Source organism: Spirosoma pollinicola (assembly GCF_002831565.1).
Lineage (GTDB): Bacteria > Bacteroidota > Bacteroidia > Cytophagales > Spirosomataceae > Spirosoma > Spirosoma pollinicola.
The window spans coordinates 5,684,418-5,707,285 of the sequence record NZ_CP025096.1 but is presented as its reverse complement, the minus strand read 5'-3'; the positions used below and the strand labels follow the sequence as shown (position 1 = coordinate 5,707,285).

Genomic DNA, 22,868 nt, shown 5'->3' with positions numbered 1-22,868 from the left:
GAGCACCGCTTTCGGGTTTCTGCACCAGACAGGTTTACTTAGCCTGATCTGTGAAATCTACTACAGTAACGTCGGCCAGCCAGGCACCAACGATGCCGCCAAAGGCTTTGTGAGCTGGATGCGGCAAGTAAGCATCCCGGTCTTTCTCATTATCGAAAGTGAGAATGAACGCGTGCGTTAATCCTTTGTTCAGGTTTTCGGGGCTATTGTTGGTACCCCACTTGAACCCTTTGATTTCCTTGATCTGTGATGGTAGTGCTTCAAAGGCAGCTACAATTTCTTTCACTTTTTCGGCCGTTGTTTCGGGCTTGAACTTAAACAGCACGATGTGCTGAACAGAAGTGCTTTTCATGGTTTTGACAGGAGGATCGCTGTTAAGGATATGTGCGTAAGTCGTGGCGGATAAAAGCATCAACGCCACGATAGTAAGCATGTGTTTCATAAAGTAGTAAGGTTTGGTCGGTAAAAGATAAAAAAATGCCACCCTACTATGGAGTGACACTAAAAGACCTATAAGGTTTTTAAAACCTTATAGGTCTGAATACGCATAAACTTACGCCAGCTTCGCTTGCAGATTCGCGTCCAGCGCGTCGAGGAAATCTTCGGTGTTCATGTAATGCTCACCAGCTGTTAGCTTGGTGCCAACCGGATAAGCCGACAGCGCTAAATCCTTGGTCATTTTGCCGCTTTCAACGGTTTCTACACAAACGGCTTCGAGTGCGTTAGCGAAGTTGATCAGTTCCTGATTGTCGTCCAGTTTACCACGGAACGCCAGTCCACGCGTCCAGGCGTAGATCGAAGCGATTGGGTTGGTCGACGTTTTGTTGCCTTTCTGATACTCGCGGTAGTGACGCGTAACGGTACCGTGGGCGGCTTCGGCCTCCATTGTATCGCCATCGGGCGTTACCAGTACCGATGTCATCAGACCCAGCGAGCCAAAGCCCTGTGCTACAGTATCCGACTGAACGTCGCCATCGTAGTTTTTACAAGCCCAAACAAAGTTACCGTCCCATTTCAGAGCCGAGGCAACCATGTCGTCGATCAGGCGGTGTTCGTAATGTACTTTACCGGCAAATTCGGCGTCGTAGATTTCCTGGAAAATATCCTTGAAACGACCGTCGTATTTTTTCAGGATTGTGTTTTTAGTCGAGAGGTACAACGGCCAGTTCTTTTGCAGAGCCATGTTGAAACAGGCTTTGGCAAAACCACGAATCGACTCGTCGAGGTTGTACATACCCATAGCGACACCAGCACCCGGGAAGTTGAACACGTCATATTCCAGAACTGTACCATCTTCGCCTTCGAACTTCATGGTCAATTTACCTTTGCCCGGTACCAGGAAATCGGTTGCGCGATACTGATCACCGAACGCGTGCCGACCCACGATGATCGGGTATTTCCAGTTGGTTACCAGACGGGGAACGTTGTTCATCACGATAGGCTCGCGGAAAACCGTACCATCCAGAATATTGCGGATCGTGCCGTTTGGCGACTTCCACATCTGCTTCAGATTGAACTCCTTAACGCGATCTTCGTCGGGGGTAATGGTCGCGCATTTGATACCAACACCGTATTCTTTAATCGCATTTGCCGCATCAATCGTTACCTGGTCATTGGTCTCGTCGCGATACTCGATGCCTAGATCGTAGTATTTAATGTCAACGTCAACGTAGGGCAGAATCAGCTTGTCTTTAATGAATTTCCAGATGATACGGGTCATTTCGTCGCCATCCAGTTCGACAACCGGATTTGCCACTTTAATTTTTTCCATTTGACTTGATTATAAACGATTGAAAACGATACAAAACTTGGTGCAAAAGTAGTGAAAGCGGGGCAAGGGAGAAAATGAAAAAAAACAAGCCTGCTACTGACTTTCAGACTTATTTTTCGGATGGCATAAGGGTTAAGTAACCTGTACGGATTTAATTATTCTTTGAGCCTCAAAACTAATACCGACTTTAAGTATTCATTCATAGCTATTTTCATATTTGATGTTTACTTTTCGCAATAAAAAATACACCATGATGAAACTATACGTTGCTATTCTTCTATTCACAGTACTGCGTTTAACCAGTGCTACTGCTCAATTGTTATTCACACCGGGTTATGTAGTAACGGCCGCTGGTGATACATTACGGGGAGAGGTCAGGCAGAAAGACAATAAAACCCTGCTCTTTAGAAACAACAATAAAGCCGTTGAGCGCAGTTATAGTCCCGAGCTGCTGGTAACATATCGGGCCGAGGGCATCGACTATGCGCCGGTACAATTAACCGAAGAAGGCATTGTTTCCAGTTATTTTATGCGTGAGCAAATTAAAGGCTACGTTAGTCTCTACAGCCTCTTTCACGCCGAAGGTCGAATGACCCATGCGCTGCGTTTGCCAGATAACACATTCGTTCCATTACGAGGCAATCTGGCCCTGCTAACATTGACAAAACACCTGACGGAATGTAAAAGCGCTCAAATGTCTCACTTGTTGAGCCTTGGTTCTTTTTATAATTCAGAAGTTTACTATGAACGGGTTGTCAATACATATAACCAGTGCGTTCGGCCTTCTCAACGGGTTACCCAGACCAAAAAACGATTTCGCTATGAGGCTGGTTTATCGGCAATTGGCTGCATGAATAGTTGGAAATATGGCACGTCTGATCCAATAAATACGGTTTACTATAACCCATATAATGTTTATAGCACTTTTTATACAGGCACAATAGGCGCGTTTTTTACGGTTGTACCCCGTAAACGGCTTTCGATCTCTGTTGAATTGTTAGCGAGTAAATATACTGGTAGCCTCACTGTACCGTTAACAAACCCCCTTGATCCCACTGCTGTAAACCCCCGGCTGTATTCGTTTGACGAACGCTACTTTTCGTTGCCAGTTACGGGTCGGTATGTATTTATCAATAGAGCGACACGCTGGTATCTAAAAGCAGGGGTGGGACCCACATTAAGAACAGCAATGAGTGGAAAGTATACAGAAGTTAATGTTGACGCAGATATTTTTATTAATCATAAAACGAATATAGGAGTCGGTTTTTTGGCGGGTCTGGGCGCTGATATTCCCTTAACAGAAAAACATCGTATCTATGTGGAGTTGCGTACAATGCCTCATTTTGTATTGGATGGGGTGACTCGCATTGCCACCTCTCGTTCGCTGCAATTCACAATAAATGTGCCGCTTATCAAACGCGAGTAAAGAAACAGCTTAGTGTTGAAACTCGACTAAGTTTCGTTCGTCCTGACACATTTGCCTTCCAGCCAGTCGTGAGTTACCTGAATGACAAACTCATCCAGCCCGTCAACCGTTTTCGGTTTGGTCATGTAGCCAGCAACTCGCAAGGCTGTGGCCCGTTGACGGTCGCTCGCTTCCTGCGACGTGGTGAAGACTACAATAGGAATGCTGTCATATTTTGATTGCTGGCGAATTAATTTGAGGGCGTCAAAGCCACCCATAAAAGGCATATTCAAGTCCAGTAAAATCAGCTTTGGGAATTCAGAAACTTCCTCTAGAGCCTGTACTAATTCCTCTCCGTCGGGTAAAAGCCTAAGCTTACAGCCGGGGTTATGCCGAGAGAAAAAGTAATTAAACAGGAAGTAGTCATCTTGATCGTCATCCACTAAAAAGACGCATTCAGACTGAGATGGAATCATGGTAAAGGTTGCTTCGATAAGGTAGCTTGAATTATAATAAATGCGCTGGTAAATGAACTCGATTTAATGGCAGAAAAGTAATGTGTACTGTCAAGAAATACAGTATGTGTTAACTTAAATGTCATGTAACATACCACGCGTAGTATGTTATTTACTTAAAGAAAGGTAGGAGTTTCCAAAATATAATCAAAGTATGATAGTGGTTCGACAGGCAACTCAGTTGTTGGGAAGGTTAGTGGGTTTTATTTCTCATCGACGAAAATGATAACTAGTTATCAGAGCTGCCTTTTTTTATAAAACAAAATACGCCCTGGGTGTTAATTTTCAGTACATTTAACTATTCATAGCGCAATAACCTAAACAAAATTTGGCATTACCCATGAAAAACTGTACAAAACTTTTATTTGTCTTATTCCTAGCCCCGGCCTTACTCTTTGGACAAGGTAAAAAAGCTGCAAAGGGTGGAGATAAATTAGAAAAGCTCAAAGCCGAAGCGGTGGCTGCGGTAGAAGCCAACAAAGTGCAGGCCCAGCAGATCAACGATATGCTGTTTAGCTTTGCTGAACTTGGCTTTCAGGAAGAAGAGTCCTACAAATATCTGACGACTCTCCTCGAAAAAGAAGGTTTCACGATCAAAAAAGGTATTTCCGGAATACCTACCGCCTGGATTGCTACCTGGGGGTCGGGTAAGCCGCTGATTGCCATTGGCTCCGACATTGACTGTATTCCCAAAGCCAGCCAGAAACCCGGCGTAGCGTATAAAGACCCAATCGTTGAGGGGGCTCCCGGTCATGGCGAAGGCCATAATTCGGGTCAGGCGCTAAACATTGTGGCGGTATTGGCCGTGAAGAAACTCATGGAAAGGGACAAAATTCCCGGTACGCTCATGCTCTGGCCCGGCGTTGCCGAAGAACTTGTTGGAACCAAAGCGTTCTACGTGCGGGATGGGTATTTCAAAGATGTGGACGCTTGTATATTCACCCACGTGGGGAACAACCTCGGTGTGTCCTGGGGCGATAATGGCTATAACGGTCTTGTGTCGGTTCGGTTTAATTTCGAAGGGCAGGCAGCTCACGCAGCGGGTGCCCCCTGGCGCGGACGCTCCGCCCTCGATGCGGTGGAGTTGATGAATATCGGCTGGAACTTTCGGCGCGAGCACCTTGAACTTACCCAGCGCTCTCACTACGTTATTTCTGATGGTGGCGACCAGCCCAACGTGGTGCCATCCAAAGCCGCCGTGTGGTACTACTTCCGCGAACGAACGTATCCTAAAATCAAGAAACTGTTTGAAACCGGGGTGAAAATAGCCGAAGGCGCGGCCCTGATGACCGACACTAAATTTACCTATGATATTTTGGGATCGGCCTGGCCGGTGCATACCAACCGCCCTATAGCAGCTGCTATGTATGATAATATCAAGAAGGTAGGTTTGCCAACCTGGTCCGACGAAGATCAATTGCTGGCGCGAGCGTCGCAGATTGAACTGCAAGCGCCAAAAATTGATGGTCTGGCTGTAAAACTGGATTCGATGGGAATGCCTACCTCCTCGGCACCCGTCGTGATGATGGGCGGGCAGGCTATGACGCCAATGGGGGGCGGCTCGGATGATATTGCCGATATTTCCTGGTCATTGCCCACTATCGTGCTGCGTTACCCAAGCAATATTCCCGGCCTGCCGGGTCACCATTGGGCCAATGCTATTTCGATGGCAACACCTATTGCTCACAAGGGAATTGTGTATGGGGCCAAAGCGGAGGCTATGACCCTGCTGGACCTGTTGCTCAAGCCCGAACTTATCAAAGATGCCTGGGCCTATTACAAAGATGAACAGACGAAAGACATCAAATACGAACCTCTGATTTCACCTAAAGAGCAACCGGCTATCTATTTGAATAAGAAGATCATGACCGAGTTCAAACCGAAGCTGGAGAAGTTCTATTACGATCCAAGCAAATACAAAACGTATCTGGAACAGCTTAATATTACCTACCCAACCGTACGCGATGACCAGCGGGAAGCGGTGAAGAAAGTAATAGAGAAATCGGCTGCGGCTAAAGTCTCGTCATCGTCTTCGCGGTAATTTTGAGGTTACCCACAACGTGAATCTGCGAATAATATTAACGGTAAATGTTTGATAATAACAAGCGCATTTTTGTCATCCCGACGTAAGGAGGGATCTTCGTTAAGTTGGATCACTTCGTCTTGTCCGAAGATCCCTCCTTACGTCGGGATGACAAAATGATGACAAAAATGCGCTTGTTATTTATGCATAATTCTGTAACCGTACAGAATTACTTCAGCACTACTTTATTACTTCAGCACTACTTTCACTTCAACCGGCTGATGGTCGGAGGGGTAGCGTTGCTCTTTAGCATCGGTCAGGACACCGTACTTGAGCACATCAAACTGCTTGCTGACAAAGATGTAGTCGATGCGCTTATCCATCGGCGCATCAAATTTAAAACTGTTAAATGTGCCTTCTGGTCCGTAGGGAGCCATTTTGGTTACGCTACGTGAATCATTGAGCAAGGTCTGGATGGTTTTAATTTGCTCCGTTTCGGGTGTTGAGTTAAAATCACCAACCAGAATAACGGGCGTATTCTTCGCTATTTCCTTTATCTTCTCAACCATAAGTTTGCCCGATTGCCGACGGGCTTCGACGCCCTGATGATCGAAGTGAACGCTGAAAAAGTAAAATTCTTTCTTCGTTTTCAGATCATTGAACTTTGCCCAGGAGCAAATGCGGTTGCAGCAGGTAGCGTCCCAGCCTTTACCGGGCTTATCGGGGGTTTCGCTTAGCCAGAAATTGCCTGACTGGAGGACTTTAAAGCGGTCTTTTTTATAGAAAATGGCCGAATGCTCCCCCGCTTCCCTGCCATCATCGCGCCCCGCGCCCAGAAAGGCAAATTCGTCGAGTTCGGCAACATCATTCAACTGATTCCGTAAAGCTTCCTGAGTCCCGAATAAATCGAATTCGTGAAATTTAATCAGGCCTTTCACATTTTCTTTTCGATTTGGCCAGGCATTGATTCCATCGCCTTTGTTGTCGTAACGAAGGTTGTAGGTAGCCACCGTGATAGGCATATCTTTTTGGGCAAACGTGGGTTCTGTGTGTAGTAAGCTACCAAGCAAAAGGAAAATCAGTACGCGCATTTGTGTTGAGTTTAAAATGTTATTGAGTTGGGGAGCATCCTGGCGCGGGTATTTACCCGTGCCTGTCCATGAAGCCAGTATTTACTGGCGCAAGCGAACCGGGGCGCTGGCCCGGCTTGCTACATGAACAGGCACGGGTTCAAACCCGCGCCAGCCACCTGCTCCCAATTATACAAACATACGATGGCATATATTCTACCAGCCTGGGTTTTGACCAATTTTTGGGTTCAGCAGGCGGTCATTTTCGGGAATAGGGTAGAGGTAGAATTTCTCATCCCATTTTCTCGGTATGTTGTTCAGCCAGGTCAGCTCACCGGAGGTGTCGTTTTTCAACCGCTGCGGATTGGGTACGCCGTTAACTGTTTCGGCAACGTTGATGTAGGTCACACCCGCCAGTTGGGTGGCTGGTTTGACTTTATAGAAAACGACGTCGTTTTTGCCGTCCTCATTCAAATCGAGTGGCGTATCTAACGCTGGCACATAAAAGCCGTTCCAGGTCTGCTCCATCAACGCTCCCCGATTCCAGCGAATAATGTCCGAAAAACGGAACCCTTCGAATACCAGTTCAATGCCCCGCTCGCGACGAACTTCCAGCAGTGCCGGGTCTGAAATGTCCGGAAAATAGTTGGCTTTCAGGTAGGGGTCTGCCACTGCCGGTTTGACGGACAAGCCTGCTGTAATACCTGCCCGTTTTCGTAAGGCACCTACCGTTTTGGCCCAGTCTTCGTTGGTGAGTGTTCCGAGTTCGGTTTTGGCTTCAGCATAGTTCAACAAAATTTCGGCGTACCGCATTGTCGAAATGGAGTTGATATTTCGGGTGCCACCATCATAATAGGTATCGTCCAGCGACCACTTTATTGGCATGTAACCTGTGTACGTATAGGAAAAAATGGGTGGCGCGGGCTCTATGGCACCAGCGTTGGTACGGGTGTAATTTCCCATCCGAATGGTTTGTTGCAGGCGTTTGTCGCGGCCTTTCACTTCCTCAATAAACGTAAGAGTCTTGTAGTTTGGCTTGTCAGTAAAGGGCGTGCCATCGGTGTTCAAATACGTGTTCACGAAGGTTCTGATCAGGCTTACCCGCGACCCGTAGGTGGCGCTGGTCCACCACCAGTTAGCATCATTGTATACACTTAGTGTAGCATCAGAAACGGCCGACAGCATGATTTCATTGGTTACAGGGGTGGTGTTGGTGAACAACTGCCGATAGGATTTATCGGTGCCCCCGGTTTCGTTCAAGCTAAAACCACCTTCTTTTATAGCCACCTCAGATGCTTTCACGGACTCGTTCAGCCACTTGTCGGCTGTGCTGCCCAGGTTATACGTGGTGCGGTATTTTCGGAATGTCCCTTCAAACAGACAGACCCGCGATTTAAAGCCATAGGCCACATACTTTGTGATCAAACTGCGGGTGTTATCGCTTGTCGTTCTAATATTCTGCGTCGCATAATCCAGATCGGCCAGCACAGAATCCATCACAGCAGCACGCGGATCCCGACCGTTGTATAAAGCCGGATCGTCAATGCTCATGGCTGTGCTAATCCAGGGGACATCACCAAAGCGCTTTACTTTATCGAAGTAAAACCAGGCTCTGAAAAAACGGGCCAGACCAATATAATGCCGACGCGTTTCGACCGGAACCGCCGGATTTGTGCAGTTAGCAATAAAATAGTTGATGTTTCGAAGAGGCCGCCAATCCCAGCCGGTACTTTGCCGGGGTCCGTAGGCACCATCCCGTAAGAAATCCGGCACCTGGGTTCGGGCCGAAAAATCAGCCATTTCATCGCTTCGAATAATATCGTTGCCGGAGGGCAGGACGCCTGTATTTGCTCCTTCATAAAAGGAGTTTACATATAAATCCAGTCCACCTGTGCTGCTGAATACCGCATCTTTCGAAGCGGTTGATTGAGGCACCTGCTCCAGATCGTTGCAGCCAACCAGGAAAAGGCAAAATAAAAAAAGCCAGCTATAGTTTGTGTTCATGATCGTTCGATTTTTTGGGTTAGAAAGTGGCGGATAATCCCATTGTGAAACTTTTCAGTATCGGGTAGTTATTACCATTTCCGTTGTTGCCGTCTGTTAATACCCGGTCAGATGCGCCGGTATTTTCAACATCGAGGTCTTTAATGATTTTATACAAGCCTGCCCAGGTTAATAGATTCTCACCCGATACAAAAATCCGGGCGCTGTTCATCCCTACCTTCTGAATGAGCGGTCGGAGTAAGTTGTAACCAATCTGGATGTTTTTCATCCGTAGATAAACAATGCTTTGCAGGTATTTTGTTTGTGCCTGATACAGTTCGCCGGAACCATTTTGGGCCACATAGCCACGATAACGGGGGAGGTAGGCGTTTGGGTTATCTTCTGACCAGATGTTGCCCAGTTGCCATTCCGGCAGCTTGTTATAAGGCCGATTGTACTGCCCCCAGAAGATACCCGCTTCTGAACCCGGCCACCAGTCCTGCTTACCAACGCCCTGGAAAAAGGCCGAGAAGAAAAAGTTGTTCCAGTCGGCACCCAGCATAATACCATAGGTATAGCGTGGAGTGGAGTTACCAATAATTCGCCGGTCGCCGGGGTTGGCTACCGTATTGTCGCCATTGTTGATAACGCCATCGCCGTTGAGGTCTCTGAACTTGATATCGCCGGGTAGCAACTGGCCGGTGTTGGATGCTTTGTATAACGTTTGTTTCGCTGATTTGGCAATGTCGTCAGCTGAGGTGAAGAAACCCGCCGTTTCAAAGCCCCAGATTTCGCCCACTTTCTGACCTGCGTAATAATCTGTCAGGCGCTGGTTCGGATTGTTGAACTTGTCAATAGTCGCCTGATAATCGGACATCGTCAGTCGAACTTCGTAGTTTAATGGCTTGCTGGCTACCTTGAGTTTATCGCGCCAGGTCAGCACCGCTTCCCACCCTTTGGTGGTCAAATCGGCGTAGTTACCCTTTGGTACATCGGTACCAAAAACCGCTGGTAACGTCATCCCAGTTGTGAACATGCCTTTCGTGGTGCGGATGTAGGCATCGCCCGTAAAGGTCAGGCGGTTGTTCAACATGCCCAGGTCAACACCAAGGTCAGATGTGGTTGATGTTTCCCATGTCAACCCGTTTGGAATAACGGTAGGCTGGCCCGTTCTCTGTGGTTTCACGCCATTCAGCACCCGCCCTGATTGTGAGATATTGAACTGCTCCTGAAACGCATAGGAGCCAATGCTGCCATTGCCGAGTGAACCAAACGAACCCCTGATTTTCAGGTCCGTAATGGCTTTGGGTGATACCTTCCAGAAAGGTTCGTTCGAGACGCGCCAACCCGCCGAAACCGATGGGAAAAAAGCATAGCGTTGATCGGAGGGGAATTTTGATGAGCCATCATAACGGCCATTCAGTTCGAGCAGATAGCGTTCCCTGAAGGCGTAGTTCAGGCGATAAAAGCCACCCACTATAGCCCAGGTTTCCATGCCTCCGTTGGTCGTTATGGACTGACCCAGAGCTAGGCTGATATCCTGCGCATCGGGGTAAATCAGGCCATTGCGAATGACTTCGAGCTTCCGGTAGTTCGATTGTTCGTAGTTATAGCCAACCAGTGCTTTTATGTAATGATTAGGGCTGAAGCGGGGTTCGTATTCGGCATAAATGTTCGTTGCTGTGTAAAGCGTTTGCCGATAGAGATTTTGCAGGTCATTGTAGTTCGTACCTACATATTCAATAACCCCCGGTTTACGACTGTACGGCACTGGCACACGCGTCCGATACTCGTTATTGTCGGTAGTTTGAAAGGTGAAATTTCCGTTTACCCGAAATTTATCGTCGAAGAATTTTGTCGAGAAATCAGCCGTATTCCGAAACACCCGCCGATCCATGTTGATACCATTCTTACCGTACCAGAAATCCCCTACGGTGTAGGCTGCCGAATAGCTTAATGTTCCATCGGGGTTAAACATTGGGGCTACTGTATGGCCTTCGTCGGAGATGTTTCGCCAGATGCTGCCGCCTTCGCCGGTATTCAGGGGATTGTGATACTTCATTGACGAGAAGTCGGCATTGTTGCCAACCTTCAACCAGGGGTAAAGCTGGATAGAACCTTTAGCCCGTAAGCTCAGGATTTTGTAGTCGTCGGAATTGTATTTAAAAATACCATCCTGCGAATAGTAGCGGCCTGTTACGTAAAAATCAGCTTTGCCGCTGCTACCCGAAAACGACAGATTGTGTTCGGTCGAACTGGTGTTCTTTTTGTATAGTTCACCATACCAATCGGTGTTTTCGTAATACACATACTCTCCCGTGGTTGGATCAACGGCGGTTTTAGGTAGTGTAGGGTCGTTGTTTCGGCGCTCCAGTTCTGTTAGGTAAGCGGGCGAAAATCGAACCGTTTTGTTAATATTCTGGGGTGTTTGTGCATAGTCGTTCCAGGCCGACCAGCCTTCGTTGAACATTTTCGCGAACAGGTACCCATTCGTTACATATTTCGGAACAGTGGTTGGGCTCTTGATGGAGTGATTGACCGAGTAAGTAAAACTGGTACGGTCTTTCGTTGGACTTTTGGTCGTAATCAGAACCACACCGAAGGCCCCTCTGGCTCCATAAATAGCAGCCGAAGCGGCATCTTTCAGGACAGAAACGGTGGCTACATCGTTGGGGTTAAGCCGACTCGGGTCGCCCTCAACCCCGTCGATCAGTACAAGCGCACTGCCGCCCTGCCCAATCGAGGTTGTTCCGCGTATGTTATACGAAGGCGACTGGGTTGGCTTGCCATCGCCCATAGTCAGGTTCAGGTTCGGAATCGTACCCTGCAAACCCTGGCTCAGGTTAGGCAGTGAGCGATTTTCGAGCACTTCGCTCGTTATCTGATCAACCGCCCCTGTAAGATTAACTTTCTTTTGGGTGCCGTAACCCACCACCACCACCTCTTCCAGCGATTTGGAGTCGGGCTTGAGGGTTACACTGAGTACACTCTGATTACCGACCAGAATTTCCTGTGACAAATAGCCAACAAACGAGAAAATGAGCGTAGCTGATGCATCTGGAACTGTAATTTTGTACTGACCATTAGCATCTGTTGTCGTGCCGCGTTGCGTACCTTTTACAACCACACTTACGCCGGGCAGTACTTCGCCCTTATCATCACTAATCGTACCTGTTACGGTCTGGTCGACGCTGGTTATTTTAATGGGCAGATCGTGAGCAAAGGATAAACTGGACAGTACGAACAAGGCTGATAGCTGTATAATTGTAATGCGTAGCGTTACAGACAGCTTCTTTTTTAGAGGTATTCGTTTCATCATGTTAATAGTTTTTCATGGTTGAAAGAGGAGAAAGAAAAGTAAATTTGATCTATAGATTATATCAACTACAGGGCATCATTAACCCCGTTTTAATTCTGCAAAAGTAGGGGCGCCTATATTACGGGATCGTTAATTCTGGCTGCTGTATGTAAATTTTTTTAATAACTAATCGATTCCATCGTCACTGTATATCATAGTGAAGACGAATTGTAGGAGAGTAGCTCTTATTCTATCAAATGTATTTGGTAGAGGTAAAATCAGTGGGGCTGGTATTTTACCGAATGCTTCATCAACAAAAATACCCGACAGTCAATATAGACCGTCGGGCATTTTTGTATGGTGAGGGTAGAGAAGGTCTACTTGCTTGTGCTCGTATGCGCGTGGCGTATTTCGCGAGCCATATTCATAAGCCGGCTCCAACACCGACTGATTGTCTTCTTCTCTTCTATTTTCTTTTCTTTTGGCGCAGTAGTCGTTGTAACGGTTTCTGTTTTAGCCGATGAATTTTTGGCTAGAACAGTTGTTTTGTCCAGGGTAGTTGGCCGCGTTTGCGTGCGAATGAGCGGTTCCGTTGCCAGTAGCGATGTTGTTTTGAATGCAGACCCCGATGGCATCGCGGTAGTCTTAGATGAGACCAACGGGCAAACTAGTAGCGAAACAATGGCTAAAGAACCCGTTGCAGTTTTGATTAAATTAATTCTCATGAGGCAGTTGGTTTAAAGTCACTAAAAAAGCTTATCCGAGACGGTTGCAAAGTAGCTGCATTCATCACAAATATATGTAATAGTATTATTGCCTCATATATTTGTATTAAAGTATTTGTAATTAATTCTGATAGTATTGAAGTAAACAAACATCATACCAACTTTTTTATGCCTTACCAATAGGTTAGCAGATTATTATTTTGTGTATGAGTGTTGTCAACACATTTTCAAAATGTATTCTAGCGTTTTCCTGATGTTGCCTACAGTTGACGAGAGTGAATACGGGAAAATAACGTATAAGCCACCCTAACTAGTATCACATTGCAAAAACGCCCGCCAGAAACTGTTATCTTTGTTGCATTGTTTGTCATAGACTATGTTTGAGAATCTTCAGGATAAGTTAAATAAGGCCATTAAAACCTTAAAGGGGCAAGGCCGTATTACCGAAATCAACGTTGCCGCGACGATTAAAGAAGTTCGTCGCGCGCTGACCGACGCCGACGTTAACTACAAAGTAGCGAAGGACATCACAGATCGTATCCGCGACAAAGCCCTCGATCGCAAGGTGCTTATTTCGGTAGAGCCCGGGCAACTGTTCGTTAAGATCGTTCAGGAAGAACTGACCGAACTGATGGGCGGTGAAGCGCAGGGCATTAACATCAAAGGCGACCCGGCCGTTATGCTGATTGCCGGTTTGCAGGGATCCGGTAAAACGACTTTCTCCGGTAAACTGGCTGCCTATCTGAAAAAACAGGGGCGTGGTGTGCTGCTGGTAGCCGCTGATATTTACCGCCCCGCAGCCATCGATCAGTTAAAGGTACTGGGGGAGCAGGTTGGCGTGGAAGTGTATGCCGAGCCAGAAAATAAAGATGCTGTTGCCATTGCACTGAACGGTATTGAGCAGGCCCGGAAGACTGGAAAGAAAATTGTCATTGTGGATACCGCCGGACGTTTGGCCGTTGATGAAGCGATGATGCAGGAAATCGAAGCGCTTAAAAAAGCCATCTCTCCGTCCGAAACCCTGTTTGTGGTCGATTCGATGACCGGGCAGGATGCGGTCAATACAGCCAAGATATTTAACGAGCGGCTTAATTTTGATGGGGTTGTATTAACCAAACTCGACGGCGACGCGCGGGGTGGTGCGGCTCTGTCTATCAAAACGGTTGTTAATAAACCCATCAAGTTCATCAGCACAGGTGAGAAGATGGAAGCCCTGGATGTATTCTACCCCGATCGGATGGCCAGCCGTATTTTGGGCATGGGCGACGTGATTTCGCTGGTAGAGCGGGCACAGCAGGCATTTGACGAAGACGAAGCCAAACGCATTAATGCAAAAATGCGTAAGAATCAGTTCGACTTCGACGATTTTCTGTCGCAGTTGCAGCAGATCAAAAAGATGGGTAATGTCAAAGACCTGCTTGGTATGATTCCGGGTATGGGCAAAATGGTTAAAGACCTGGATATTGATAACGATTCATTCAAGCCGATTGAAGCGATTATCAGCTCTATGACACCCAAAGAGCGTAGTCGCCCCGACATCATTGATGGAAGCCGCAAAAAACGCATAGCAGCCGGTAGCGGCACGAACATTACGCAGGTGAATAATCTGCTGAAGCAATTCGATGAGATGCGCAAGATGATGAAGAAAATGAACACTATGCAGGCATCGGGCAAGATGAACAAGATGGTGCGGTAGGTATGGGTGTAGCCCAATAGAAAAAGCGACTGAATATATCAGTCGCTTTTTCTATTGGGCTGTTTTACATATCCAGATAATACCGACGGCGAGCGGGCTCGAACCGTTCAATAGCGTACCGCAACGCAGTTCGGGGCATCTTCCTGGTATGATCGTGCAGAAATTCTTCCAGCGCGTCTGTATTGCGTTTTCCTACCTCTCTAAGCATCCAGCCAATAGCTTTGTGAATAAGGTCATGCTTATGCGAAAGCAGTATTTCGGAAATAGCGAACGTATCGCTGAACTGACCCAGGCGTATAAGTGCCATTGTTGACACAATGGCTATGCGCTGACTCCATAAATTAGGCTCATTGGCCAACTCATAGAGACTCGAACTGTCGCCACTTAGAGCAACATACTTGCCAACAATATGAGGGCAGGTAACATCGACTAAATCCCAGTTATTAATATACCTCCGGTTTGCCAGATAATGTTCCCTGATAGTAGTCTGCTGAGCTAAGTCTGACTTTTGGGATTGGTTGACCCAGATAAGTAATCCTACCATCCGACACTCATGGACTGGATCGCTGACCAGCTTCTCAACCTCACGCACGGATACATTTGAATACTGCCTGACAATGGCACGTTGTTTCGGCATGGAAAGTCCCACAAACTGGTCTCCTTCGCCGTACTGACCGGGACCAGTTTGAAAAAAACGAGCAATTAAAGCGGCCCGTTCAGGTTGAGCCAATGCCAGAATAGCGTTTTTTACGTCAGTAAAAGTTGATTCCATAAGTCAAAATAAAAGGCAGAGACTCGTTTGAATCCCTGCCTAATACCTAAAACGCCTGCTGCGTTCGATCAATCATTAAGTTTTGATCGAACAAACTCCTGCTCGGAGAGCATAGGCAGCGAATAAAGCATTGTTTTATTACGCTCAAAAGTAGGCCGATCAAGGTCGGCTGCCAGATACTGGCCTTTGACAAAAGCATCGACCATTCGTTTAATCATGTCTACATCGCTGGGACGTTCTTCATCATCAAAGAACAGGACCTCGGCATCTTCTTGAAACGGACGAATAATACCCGGTGTTTCGGGTCGGATTATGGTTGTACCATTGTAGCCGGTTGGTGTTTGTTTGTCATCAGATTTAACACTCAACCCTACGGGGTTTGGGTCAATTTCTTCGCCATCAGCATCAACCAGTACTAATTCTTCCATAGGTTCTTCCTGCTCCAGAGCTGCCTCTGGCAGTTCATCGAGAATCAGCTCAGCTTCAACTGGACTTTCATGGACCGTTGTATCTTTAAGCTGATCCATCAGGGTGGTTGTTCCGTCGAAACCAGCCGCAATGATAGTTACCCGCAAACTTTCACCAAGGTTGTCGTCTGTAATAGCTCCGAACTTAAACATCTTGGCTTCGCTCTGAATTTTCTTAGCTACATGCTCCGAGATAGCCATTTGTTCTTTCAAACGCATGGCGTGTTCCTTACTCGACGAGATGGTTAACAGAATCCGTTTCGCACCGCGAATGTCATGATCATTGAGCAAGGGTGAGTTCAGAGCAGCTTCGATTGCCTTAATAGCCCGATCTTCGCCACCTATCTCCGCTGATCCCATAACCGACTGACCTGCCTGTTCGAGTACTTTCTTAACGTCGGCAAAGTCAGCGTTAATATCACCCTGAGTTGTGATGATTTCGGCAATACTTTTTACGGCGTTAGCCAGTACGTCATCGGCGTGGGCATAGGCTTCTGTCCAGGTCAGTTCACTATATAACTCGGCCAGCTTATCGTTTAGCACAACGAGTACGGTATCGCAACTTTTCTTGAGTTTCTCGATACCCTCGCGAGCCTGCTCTTTCTTATCTGTGCCTTCGTACCAGTAAGGAGCCGTTACGACCGCTACCGTAAGCAAGCCCATTTCACGAGCTACTTCGGCCACTACAGGCGCTGCACCTGTTCCCGTACCACCACCCATACCCGCCGTAATGAACACCATTTTGGTAGGAGGGGCCAATAGATTCCGAATCTCGTCAATGCTGGCACGAGCCGCATCTTCACCAGCTTTGGCTTCTGTACCAGCGCCCAATCCGTCGCCTAATTGCAACTTTGTAGGTACTGGGTTGCTCATAAGGGCCTGACGATCCGTATTGCACACCGCAAAACTTACATCCTGCATTTTTAATTTGTGCATGTGTTTGACGGCATTCCCGCCCATGCCGCCCACGCCGACAACCTTAATTATAATTGGGTTGTCGTCTGGAAGTTCGAATCTATAGCCCTGACTATTCATCGTGTGGGTATAAGGTGTCTGTTCGTTGTAAAAAAACTGCCTTGTTGCCTTTTATCCGGCATTCGGCCGGTCCGATACGCATATCAATACGTATCGGTTTCATTCCCTCGCGTTGGCTGAAGGGCTTCCTTAAGCTTATCAAACCAACTCTTTTTAGGCTCTGGTTCTGGCACCTTAACACTCGTGGGCTGCTTAGCTGTAGTGCCTGCTGGGGTGTAAGGCGGTCGAATTGGCCCTATGGGTTGTTCATCTTCTTTATAAGCCCGGTTAGGATCACTTATAAATGAAATTCGGTTGTCAATCGTTTTGTAACCAGCCCAAACTAAGCCAACTGCCGTAGCATAAGCCGGATCGCCCACAAGGTCGGCGCGGCCATTGGGTTCAAGATGTTCGGGGTAACCCACGCGAACCTCTTCTACACCCGTTACCCGCCCAAATATGTGTTCAACGCCTGGAATTAGGGCTGAGCCACCTGTTAATACGATGCCGCCCAGTAATTTGCCATCATATCCTGACCGAATAATTTCGGCCTGAACCAAGGCGGCAATTTCACGTAAGCGGTCTTCAATAATGACGGCTACGTTTTTAAGCAGCACATCTTTAGGTTTCCGGTTGCTTAGCCCCGGTACGGCTACTACCTCATTAAGGTTGTATTCGTTTGGGTTTGCACTACCAAATTTTTTCTTGAGGAGTTCTGCCTGATTCGGAAGAATTTTACAACCTGCCTGAATATCAGATGTTAGGCTGTTTCCTGCCCAGGGGAATACGGCTACGTGGCGTAACACATTTCGGTAATAAATAGCCATTTCTGTTGTGCCGCCCCCAATGTCTACCAGCGCAACGCCAGCATACTTCTCTTCGTCGGTTAAAACAGCTAAGCCCGATGCCAGTGCCGAAAGCATCATGGTATCCTGCGCCAGATTGTTGCGCAAAATGCATTTGCGAATGTTGCGGGCTGCGTTGGCCTGCGCCGTAATAAGTTGAAAATCGGCCCCTAGTTTGACGCCATTCCGACCAACCGGCTGATTGACACTGGTTTCATTATCGACCACAAAATCCATTGGCAGCACATGGATAATTTCCTTGTCGGCCGGAATCGAGGTACGATACATGTCGTTGAGCAGGTGGTCAATATCTTCTGTTTGCACCTCATCGCCTGATGACGAACGAGTAATGCTTCCACTTGATTTAACCGACGTAACGTGGGAGCCGCTAAAACTAACATTGACCAGATGAATGTTTAAGTTCGACTGGTTCGATGCGTCAGCAACTGCACGTTTGATGGCATTCACCGTATTATTGACGTTAACAACGGAGCCTTTGGCTACACCATCTGTCAAATTTGTTTCGCCCACACCCAATACCTCGAGTGTTTCCTGTTCCTTATTATTTCGAATCAGTCGGCCGGCTACCGCACATACTTTGGTACTGCCAATGTCCAGACCCACCACTATTTTCTCGTCCATACCCGTTGGTGTCATTCGCAAACTATTTGGTTTCGATACTGAACGTTTACCCGACTGTAGTGATCCCAGCCTTTTGCCGGCAGCACGTCTGTATAAACAAGTTTCAATTTCTTAAATTTTTCATCCAATTCTGTAGGTAAACCGAACTCAATTTTGTGATTACCCATCTCTGGCCACATCGTTATTTCGCCCCGCTCATCTACCGACAACTCGGTAATTTGTGCCCGCCAAAACGGATCATCGTGAATTCTTTTCAATAAATCCAGCAATAACCGGTTGCGATTATTGGTCAGCGAACGATTTGTGGCAAAATAATTGCCTGTTAAAATGGGTACGCGGGCCGAGTAATTCATCGATACTGGGAAAAAACGACCCTCTTCACTTACATACTGTCCTGAAACATTTCTAATGCCGTCACCGGGAGGCATTAGGCGAGCTAGTGGACGAGGCTGTTCAATCACGACGAGTAAGCTACCTGTTAAGTCACGAAAAACTTGACATTTTTTTACTAAGCCATGTTTTTGTAGCCTTTTTTCTAGTTTTCGTAAATCAATTTCTTCGAAATCTTCACCAATTACAGGATCAGCTCCTTCATTAGTCAGATACCCCATCACATCCCGACGAGTCAGAAAACGATGTCCATCAACTTGATCCAACCGAATGATCACTTCCCGCACGTGCTTCTGCCCGTGCCGAATTTCGGTAAAAGCAATCAAACCCAACAGACTAAAAATACCGCCCATTGTGAGTAACCACTTTTTGGATGATTTAAAGGTAGAAAACATCTGTAAATAAGCTGGATTGTTATTGAGATATATTTATCTATTGGTCTATAAGTGCATTTTTTAAAGGTACAAGCAATTGGTCAATATCTCCCGCCCCAATGGTGACAAGTAGTGATGGCTTTACTTCTCGCACAACGTCCAGCAATTCAGCTTTGGTGCATTTTTTCTTTGTTTTCGAGTGTACGTCGTGAAAAATCAAGTCAGACGTAACACCTTCCATGGGTAATTCACGGGCTGGATAAATATCCAAAAGGATAACATGGTCAGCCAGGGATAAACTTTCTGCAAAACCTTCGGCAAAATCGCGAGTACGGCTGAACAAGTGTGGCTGAAATACGGCTGTTAGCTCACGATCTGGATAAAGGGCTTTTACAGACAACAAAAATGCCTGCACTTCGGCCGGGTGATGTGCATAATCATCAATAAAAACAGTATTCTCTGTTTTTATTATGTACTCAAATCGTCTGCGAACGCCCCGATAACTGTTCAACGCTGACCGGATTGCTTCTGGCGACACGCCTACTTCCAAGGCAACTGCCCCAGCCGCTACTGCGTTTTCAACATTATGGAAACCTGGGACAATCAGGTGAATATCGGTAATAATGCCGTTCGGATGAACCAGGTCAAAAATAAATGTCGCGTTTTCGATCCGTAAATTCTGGCTGTGATAATCTCCCTCCTTTAATGAATACAGCCGAACGATGGCTTTTGTTTTATCGACAAGGGATAAACCCTGTTTCATGAACAATACCCCGTCTGACTCGATTTGACTGACGAATTTGCTAAATGATTCAAGGACAGCATCATGGGCTCCATAGATATCCAGGTGGTCAGCATCAGTTGAGGTGACGATGGCATATCTTGGAAACAGCGTCAGGAAAGAGCGGTCAAATTCATCGGCTTCAACGACGCATACAACAGATTTCAAGTCGTCGGCAGGTTGGTTGAGCAGGAAATTAGTGCCGTAGTTATTGGTGATTCCACCCAGAAAAGCTGCGCAGTTAACGCCCGCATCGCGCAGAATATGCGCTACCATCGACGATGTAGTGGTTTTACCATGCGTACCGGCAACGCCAATCGTCGTCATTTGACCAGCCAGTAACCCAAGCACCTGCGAGCGTTTCTGCAAAATAAAATTTTGTTCGGTCAAATAAATGAACTCTGAATGATCTTTCGGAACGGCAGGTGTATAAATCACAAGCGTTTCTGTGGGGTTTTTTCGAAAGTCAGCTGGAATCTGATCAATATCGTCGGTAAAGTGAATGATCATCCCTTCTGCCTGAAGAGCATCCGTCAGGGCCGTGGGCGTCTTGTCGTACCCGGCTACAGCATAGCCATTGACCTGAAACCAGCGAGCCAGCGCACTCATACCGATACCGCCGATGCCAAGAAAATAAATGTATTTAAATTGATCTAGTGTCATAATTGAGGGAGGAAAAGTAGAAAGGAGGAGAGGAGTAGAGCGAGCTTGTGATCAATCCGTAGTCCTTCCTCTCGTTTCTTCTTCTCCTCATTTTGTTAATTTAATTACTTCGTTGGCAATATCACGGGCCGCGTTTGGTTTGGCCAGCGTTTTTATTTGCTGGCTCAGTTTCAATTGCTGAGCTGGATCCGCCAGCAAGTTCAGGGCTGCCGTTACAAGATCTTCGCGGGCGGTTCGGTCATTGACAAGCAACGCTGCCTGATGATCCACCAAACTCATCGCGTTTTTTGTTTGATGGTCTTCGGCGGCTGTTGGCAAAGGTACTAAAATGGCCGGACGCCCTACCAAACATAATTCTGACACCGATAAGGCCCCCGCCCGCGACACGACAGAATCGGCAACGGCGTAGGCTTTGTCCATATCGTAAATAAAATCGTAGGCTTTGATCAGTGCTGACCCTGTTTTTGCAATGGCTGTACGTGCCCGTTCGATAAAGGCAGGCCCCGTTTGCCAGATCACCTGAATACCGGCATCGACGAATCGTTGTAAGCCACCTTCTATGCTCTCGTTTATGGTTCGGGCTCCTTGGCTCCCACCAATAATGAGGAGTGTTGATCGCGTGCTTTCCAGACTGAAAAAGGCGCGCCCGGCATCTACTTGCTGGTTGGCAGACTGAATATCGCTGCGAACAGGGTTTCCCGTCATCTTGATCTTATCTGCCGAAAAAAACGCATCCATTCCGGGGTAGGCTACACAAATGCGTTTTGCCCAGCGGGCCAGCACTTTGTTTGTCAGACCGGCGTAGGAATTCTGTTCCTGAATCAGTGTGGGGACGCCTTTCAGCGAAGCAGCCAGCAGGAGCGGGCCACTGGCATAACCGCCCACGCCTATGGCTGCATCGGGTTGAAAATCTCGAACGATTTGTTGCGCCCGAATCAGGCTACGGCCTAATTTGAACGGAAAGGCCAAATTCGATAACGTCAGTTCGCGTTTAATACCAACAACCGGCAGCCCCAAAATAGTATAGCCGGCACGGGGCACCTTCTCCATTTCCATCTTACCCTCGGCGCCAACAAACAGAATCTCCGTTGCTGGATCAATGGCTTTGAGTTCATTGGCAATGGCAATAGCTGGATAAATATGTCCACCCGTACCACCCCCACTAATAATTACTTTCATTTACGAATTGCGAATTACGATGTACGAATTACAGCGGGCTTTAAAGGCGTCACTGTTCATAGTTTGCTAGGTATAAGAAGAGGGAAATTGCACAAATCATAATTCGTAACTAGTCCCTCGTAAATTATATCTTGCTTTCGTCGGCTTCATCCCGACTAACACTCAATACAATGCCGATTGCCAATCCTGTAAATATGAGCGATGTTCCCCCCATGCTTAGTAGAGGCAGCGGCTGACCCGTTACGGGAGCCAGACCAATAGCTACACAAATACTGGCAAAAGCCTGAAAGACAATGCTAAACGTTAAACCCGCCGATAGCAGTCCTCCAAAAGGGCGGGTAGCCTTTTGGAGGGTTTTCATGCCTCGCCACAAAAACCAGATGTAAGCCAGCACGACCGGAATGCCCCCGAACAATAGACCGTACTCTTCAACGATAATGGCATAAATGAAATCAGAAAATGGGTTCGGAAGGGTGTTCCGCTGGTGACTATTACCCGGCCCCTGACCAGTCACTCCACCATTTGCCAGTGCGATATAGGATTGCTCGACTTGGTAGAAGATCGTGTCGGAACTCATGAAGTTTTTAACCCGGTTAGAGGCTGTACCGAAGCGTTGCCCTGCCGCTAAGGCTATGCCACCAAACACCACGCAAACGGCAATCATATAAACCAGATAGCGTACCGGAACCCGGCCAATGTACATCAGTAAAAAGCAGGTTGCTCCCAGTAGTAGTGCTGTTGAGGTGTTTGACAGGATAATGAGCGAGCAAATGACGCCAATCCACAGAATCAGATTGAACAAGACAATGGGGTCGCTCATGAATCGTTGCCGCTTGGCCAGCATGGCGGCTAGATTGGAAATGAGAGCCAGTTTAGCCAAATCGGACGGCTGAAACGTTTGGTTAATAATCGGGATCGTTACCCAGCGTGAAGCATCGTTAAGAGTTGACCCTTTAAAAAACGCCCATAGCAATAAGGGTATAGAAAGCCATAGACCAAACTTCGACAGCCGGGCATAATAAACATAATTGATCTTGTGAGCGAAGTAAGTGCAGGCCAGACCAATGAGCAGAAGAGACCCATGTTTGAGCAGGAAGACTTCGGTATTTCCATCAAGCTCCCGGAAAGCCTTTGTGCCGGTCGCACTATAAACGACCAGCACACTCATAATGGATAGGTAAAGAACGATCCACCAGATTTGGCGGTCACCTTTGAGATGTGTACGAATCCAGTCGCGAAGAAACATAATTATTGA

The 22,868-nt window shown here is 47.1% G+C and carries 17 protein-coding genes; 3 read left to right on the top strand and 14 right to left on the bottom strand.

Annotated features, from left to right (window positions below; genetic code table 11):
• Positions 1 to 34 precede the first annotated feature (34 nt).
• Positions 35 to 442 (bottom strand): Dabb family protein, encoded by a 408-nt coding sequence (locus tag CWM47_RS24005; RefSeq protein ID WP_100990708.1) that lies wholly within the window; start codon positions 440 to 442, stop codon positions 35 to 37.
• A 111-nt stretch (positions 443 to 553) separates the two neighbouring features.
• On the bottom strand, positions 554 to 1,771 hold the full coding sequence (locus CWM47_RS24000) for an NADP-dependent isocitrate dehydrogenase (protein ID WP_100990707.1): 1,218 nt from the start codon (positions 1,769 to 1,771) through the stop codon (positions 554 to 556).
• A 250-nt stretch (positions 1,772 to 2,021) separates the two neighbouring features.
• On the opposite strand from CWM47_RS24000, the gene CWM47_RS23995 reads away from it, so the two are divergent.
• Positions 2,022 to 3,197 (top strand): hypothetical protein, encoded by a 1,176-nt coding sequence (locus tag CWM47_RS23995; RefSeq protein WP_157816056.1) that lies wholly within the window; start codon positions 2,022 to 2,024, stop codon positions 3,195 to 3,197.
• Positions 3,198 to 3,223: 26 nt separating this feature from the next.
• Here CWM47_RS23995 and CWM47_RS23990 read toward each other — a convergent pair whose 3' ends face one another.
• Entirely contained in the window at positions 3,224 to 3,652 is a 429-nt protein-coding gene (locus tag CWM47_RS23990) for a response regulator (RefSeq protein WP_100990705.1), read from the bottom strand.
• Positions 3,653 to 4,031: 379 nt separating this feature from the next.
• On the opposite strand from CWM47_RS23990, the gene CWM47_RS23985 reads away from it, so the two are divergent.
• Positions 4,032 to 5,732, top strand: a complete 1,701-nt coding sequence (locus CWM47_RS23985; protein ID WP_100990704.1) for an amidohydrolase — start codon at positions 4,032 to 4,034, stop codon at positions 5,730 to 5,732.
• Between the two features lie 230 nt (positions 5,733 to 5,962).
• Here the strand turns inward: CWM47_RS23985 and CWM47_RS23980 are convergent, their stop codons facing one another.
• From CWM47_RS23980 to CWM47_RS38280, 4 genes are all read right to left on the bottom strand, one after another.
• Positions 5,963 to 6,805, bottom strand: coding sequence for an endonuclease/exonuclease/phosphatase family protein (locus CWM47_RS23980; RefSeq protein ID WP_100990703.1), 843 nt, complete (start codon positions 6,803 to 6,805; stop codon positions 5,963 to 5,965).
• Positions 6,806 to 7,000: 195 nt separating this feature from the next.
• A complete protein-coding gene (locus tag CWM47_RS23975; RefSeq protein WP_100990702.1) occupies positions 7,001 to 8,788 on the bottom strand; it encodes a RagB/SusD family nutrient uptake outer membrane protein in 1,788 nt (595 codons plus the stop codon).
• Between the two features lie 19 nt (positions 8,789 to 8,807).
• Positions 8,808 to 12,086 (bottom strand): SusC/RagA family TonB-linked outer membrane protein, encoded by a 3,279-nt coding sequence (locus CWM47_RS23970; protein ID WP_100990701.1) that lies wholly within the window; start codon positions 12,084 to 12,086, stop codon positions 8,808 to 8,810.
• A 356-nt stretch (positions 12,087 to 12,442) separates the two neighbouring features.
• A complete protein-coding gene (locus CWM47_RS38280; RefSeq protein ID WP_157816055.1) occupies positions 12,443 to 12,790 on the bottom strand; it encodes a hypothetical protein in 348 nt (115 codons plus the stop codon).
• Between the two features lie 376 nt (positions 12,791 to 13,166).
• Here CWM47_RS38280 and ffh point away from each other — a divergent pair, with 376 nt between their 5' ends.
• On the top strand, positions 13,167 to 14,486 hold the full coding sequence (gene ffh / locus CWM47_RS23960; protein ID WP_100990699.1) for a signal recognition particle protein: 1,320 nt from the start codon (positions 13,167 to 13,169) through the stop codon (positions 14,484 to 14,486).
• A 64-nt stretch (positions 14,487 to 14,550) separates the two neighbouring features.
• Here ffh and CWM47_RS23955 read toward each other — a convergent pair whose 3' ends face one another.
• From CWM47_RS23955 to CWM47_RS23925, 7 genes are all read right to left on the bottom strand, one after another.
• Positions 14,551 to 15,258, bottom strand: a complete 708-nt coding sequence (locus CWM47_RS23955) for a DNA alkylation repair protein (RefSeq protein ID WP_100990698.1) — start codon at positions 15,256 to 15,258, stop codon at positions 14,551 to 14,553.
• Between the two features lie 68 nt (positions 15,259 to 15,326).
• Entirely contained in the window at positions 15,327 to 16,760 is a 1,434-nt protein-coding gene (ftsZ, locus tag CWM47_RS23950; protein ID WP_100990697.1) for a cell division protein FtsZ, read from the bottom strand.
• An 83-nt stretch (positions 16,761 to 16,843) separates the two neighbouring features.
• Positions 16,844 to 18,241, bottom strand: a complete 1,398-nt coding sequence (ftsA, locus tag CWM47_RS23945; RefSeq protein ID WP_206170539.1) for a cell division protein FtsA — start codon at positions 18,239 to 18,241, stop codon at positions 16,844 to 16,846.
• Positions 18,238 to 19,011: a cell division protein FtsQ/DivIB gene (locus tag CWM47_RS23940; RefSeq protein WP_100990696.1), complete on the bottom strand. Its 774-nt coding sequence runs from the start codon at positions 19,009 to 19,011 to the stop codon at positions 18,238 to 18,240. The genes ftsA and CWM47_RS23940 overlap by 4 nt, the downstream gene beginning before the upstream one ends.
• A 37-nt stretch (positions 19,012 to 19,048) precedes the next feature.
• The gene (murC, locus tag CWM47_RS23935) at positions 19,049 to 20,434 is read right to left on the bottom strand and encodes a UDP-N-acetylmuramate--L-alanine ligase (RefSeq protein WP_100990695.1); all 1,386 of its coding nucleotides are present in this window, start codon (positions 20,432 to 20,434) and stop codon (positions 19,049 to 19,051) included.
• Between the two features lie 87 nt (positions 20,435 to 20,521).
• Positions 20,522 to 21,613 (bottom strand): undecaprenyldiphospho-muramoylpentapeptide beta-N-acetylglucosaminyltransferase, encoded by a 1,092-nt coding sequence (gene murG / locus CWM47_RS23930; RefSeq protein ID WP_100990694.1) that lies wholly within the window; start codon positions 21,611 to 21,613, stop codon positions 20,522 to 20,524.
• A 124-nt stretch (positions 21,614 to 21,737) separates the two neighbouring features.
• Positions 21,738 to 22,859: an FtsW/RodA/SpoVE family cell cycle protein gene (locus CWM47_RS23925; protein WP_100990693.1), complete on the bottom strand. Its 1,122-nt coding sequence runs from the start codon at positions 22,857 to 22,859 to the stop codon at positions 21,738 to 21,740.
• Positions 22,860 to 22,868 lie beyond the last annotated feature (9 nt).

What these genes read in the sequence shown, in the direction of transcription:
- CWM47_RS23990 (WP_100990705.1), bottom strand. Translation starts at nt 3,652, where the DNA reads ATGATTCCATCTCAGTCTGAATGCGTCTTTTTAGTGGATGACGATCAA.
- CWM47_RS23985 (WP_100990704.1), top strand. Translation starts at nt 4,032, where the DNA reads ATGAAAAACTGTACAAAACTTTTATTTGTCTTATTCCTAGCCCCGGCC.
- CWM47_RS24000 (WP_100990707.1), bottom strand. Translation starts at nt 1,771, where the DNA reads ATGGAAAAAATTAAAGTGGCAAATCCGGTTGTCGAACTGGATGGCGAC.
- CWM47_RS23955 (WP_100990698.1), bottom strand. Translation starts at nt 15,258, where the DNA reads ATGGAATCAACTTTTACTGACGTAAAAAACGCTATTCTGGCATTGGCT.
- CWM47_RS23980 (WP_100990703.1), bottom strand. Translation starts at nt 6,805, where the DNA reads ATGCGCGTACTGATTTTCCTTTTGCTTGGTAGCTTACTACACACAGAA.
- murG (WP_100990694.1), bottom strand. Translation starts at nt 21,613, where the DNA reads ATGAAAGTAATTATTAGTGGGGGTGGTACGGGTGGACATATTTATCCA.
- CWM47_RS23995 (WP_157816056.1), top strand. Translation starts at nt 2,022, where the DNA reads ATGATGAAACTATACGTTGCTATTCTTCTATTCACAGTACTGCGTTTA.
- ffh (WP_100990699.1), top strand. Translation starts at nt 13,167, where the DNA reads ATGTTTGAGAATCTTCAGGATAAGTTAAATAAGGCCATTAAAACCTTA.
- CWM47_RS38280 (WP_157816055.1), bottom strand. Translation starts at nt 12,790, where the DNA reads ATGAGAATTAATTTAATCAAAACTGCAACGGGTTCTTTAGCCATTGTT.
- murC (WP_100990695.1), bottom strand. Translation starts at nt 20,434, where the DNA reads ATGACACTAGATCAATTTAAATACATTTATTTTCTTGGCATCGGCGGT.
- CWM47_RS23940 (WP_100990696.1), bottom strand. Translation starts at nt 19,011, where the DNA reads ATGTTTTCTACCTTTAAATCATCCAAAAAGTGGTTACTCACAATGGGC.
- CWM47_RS23970 (WP_100990701.1), bottom strand. Translation starts at nt 12,086, where the DNA reads ATGATGAAACGAATACCTCTAAAAAAGAAGCTGTCTGTAACGCTACGC.
- ftsA (WP_206170539.1), bottom strand. Translation starts at nt 18,241, where the DNA reads ATGACACCAACGGGTATGGACGAGAAAATAGTGGTGGGTCTGGACATT.
- CWM47_RS23925 (WP_100990693.1), bottom strand. Translation starts at nt 22,859, where the DNA reads ATGTTTCTTCGCGACTGGATTCGTACACATCTCAAAGGTGACCGCCAA.
- CWM47_RS24005 (WP_100990708.1), bottom strand. Translation starts at nt 442, where the DNA reads ATGAAACACATGCTTACTATCGTGGCGTTGATGCTTTTATCCGCCACG.
- CWM47_RS23975 (WP_100990702.1), bottom strand. Translation starts at nt 8,788, where the DNA reads ATGAACACAAACTATAGCTGGCTTTTTTTATTTTGCCTTTTCCTGGTT.
- ftsZ (WP_100990697.1), bottom strand. Translation starts at nt 16,760, where the DNA reads ATGAATAGTCAGGGCTATAGATTCGAACTTCCAGACGACAACCCAATT.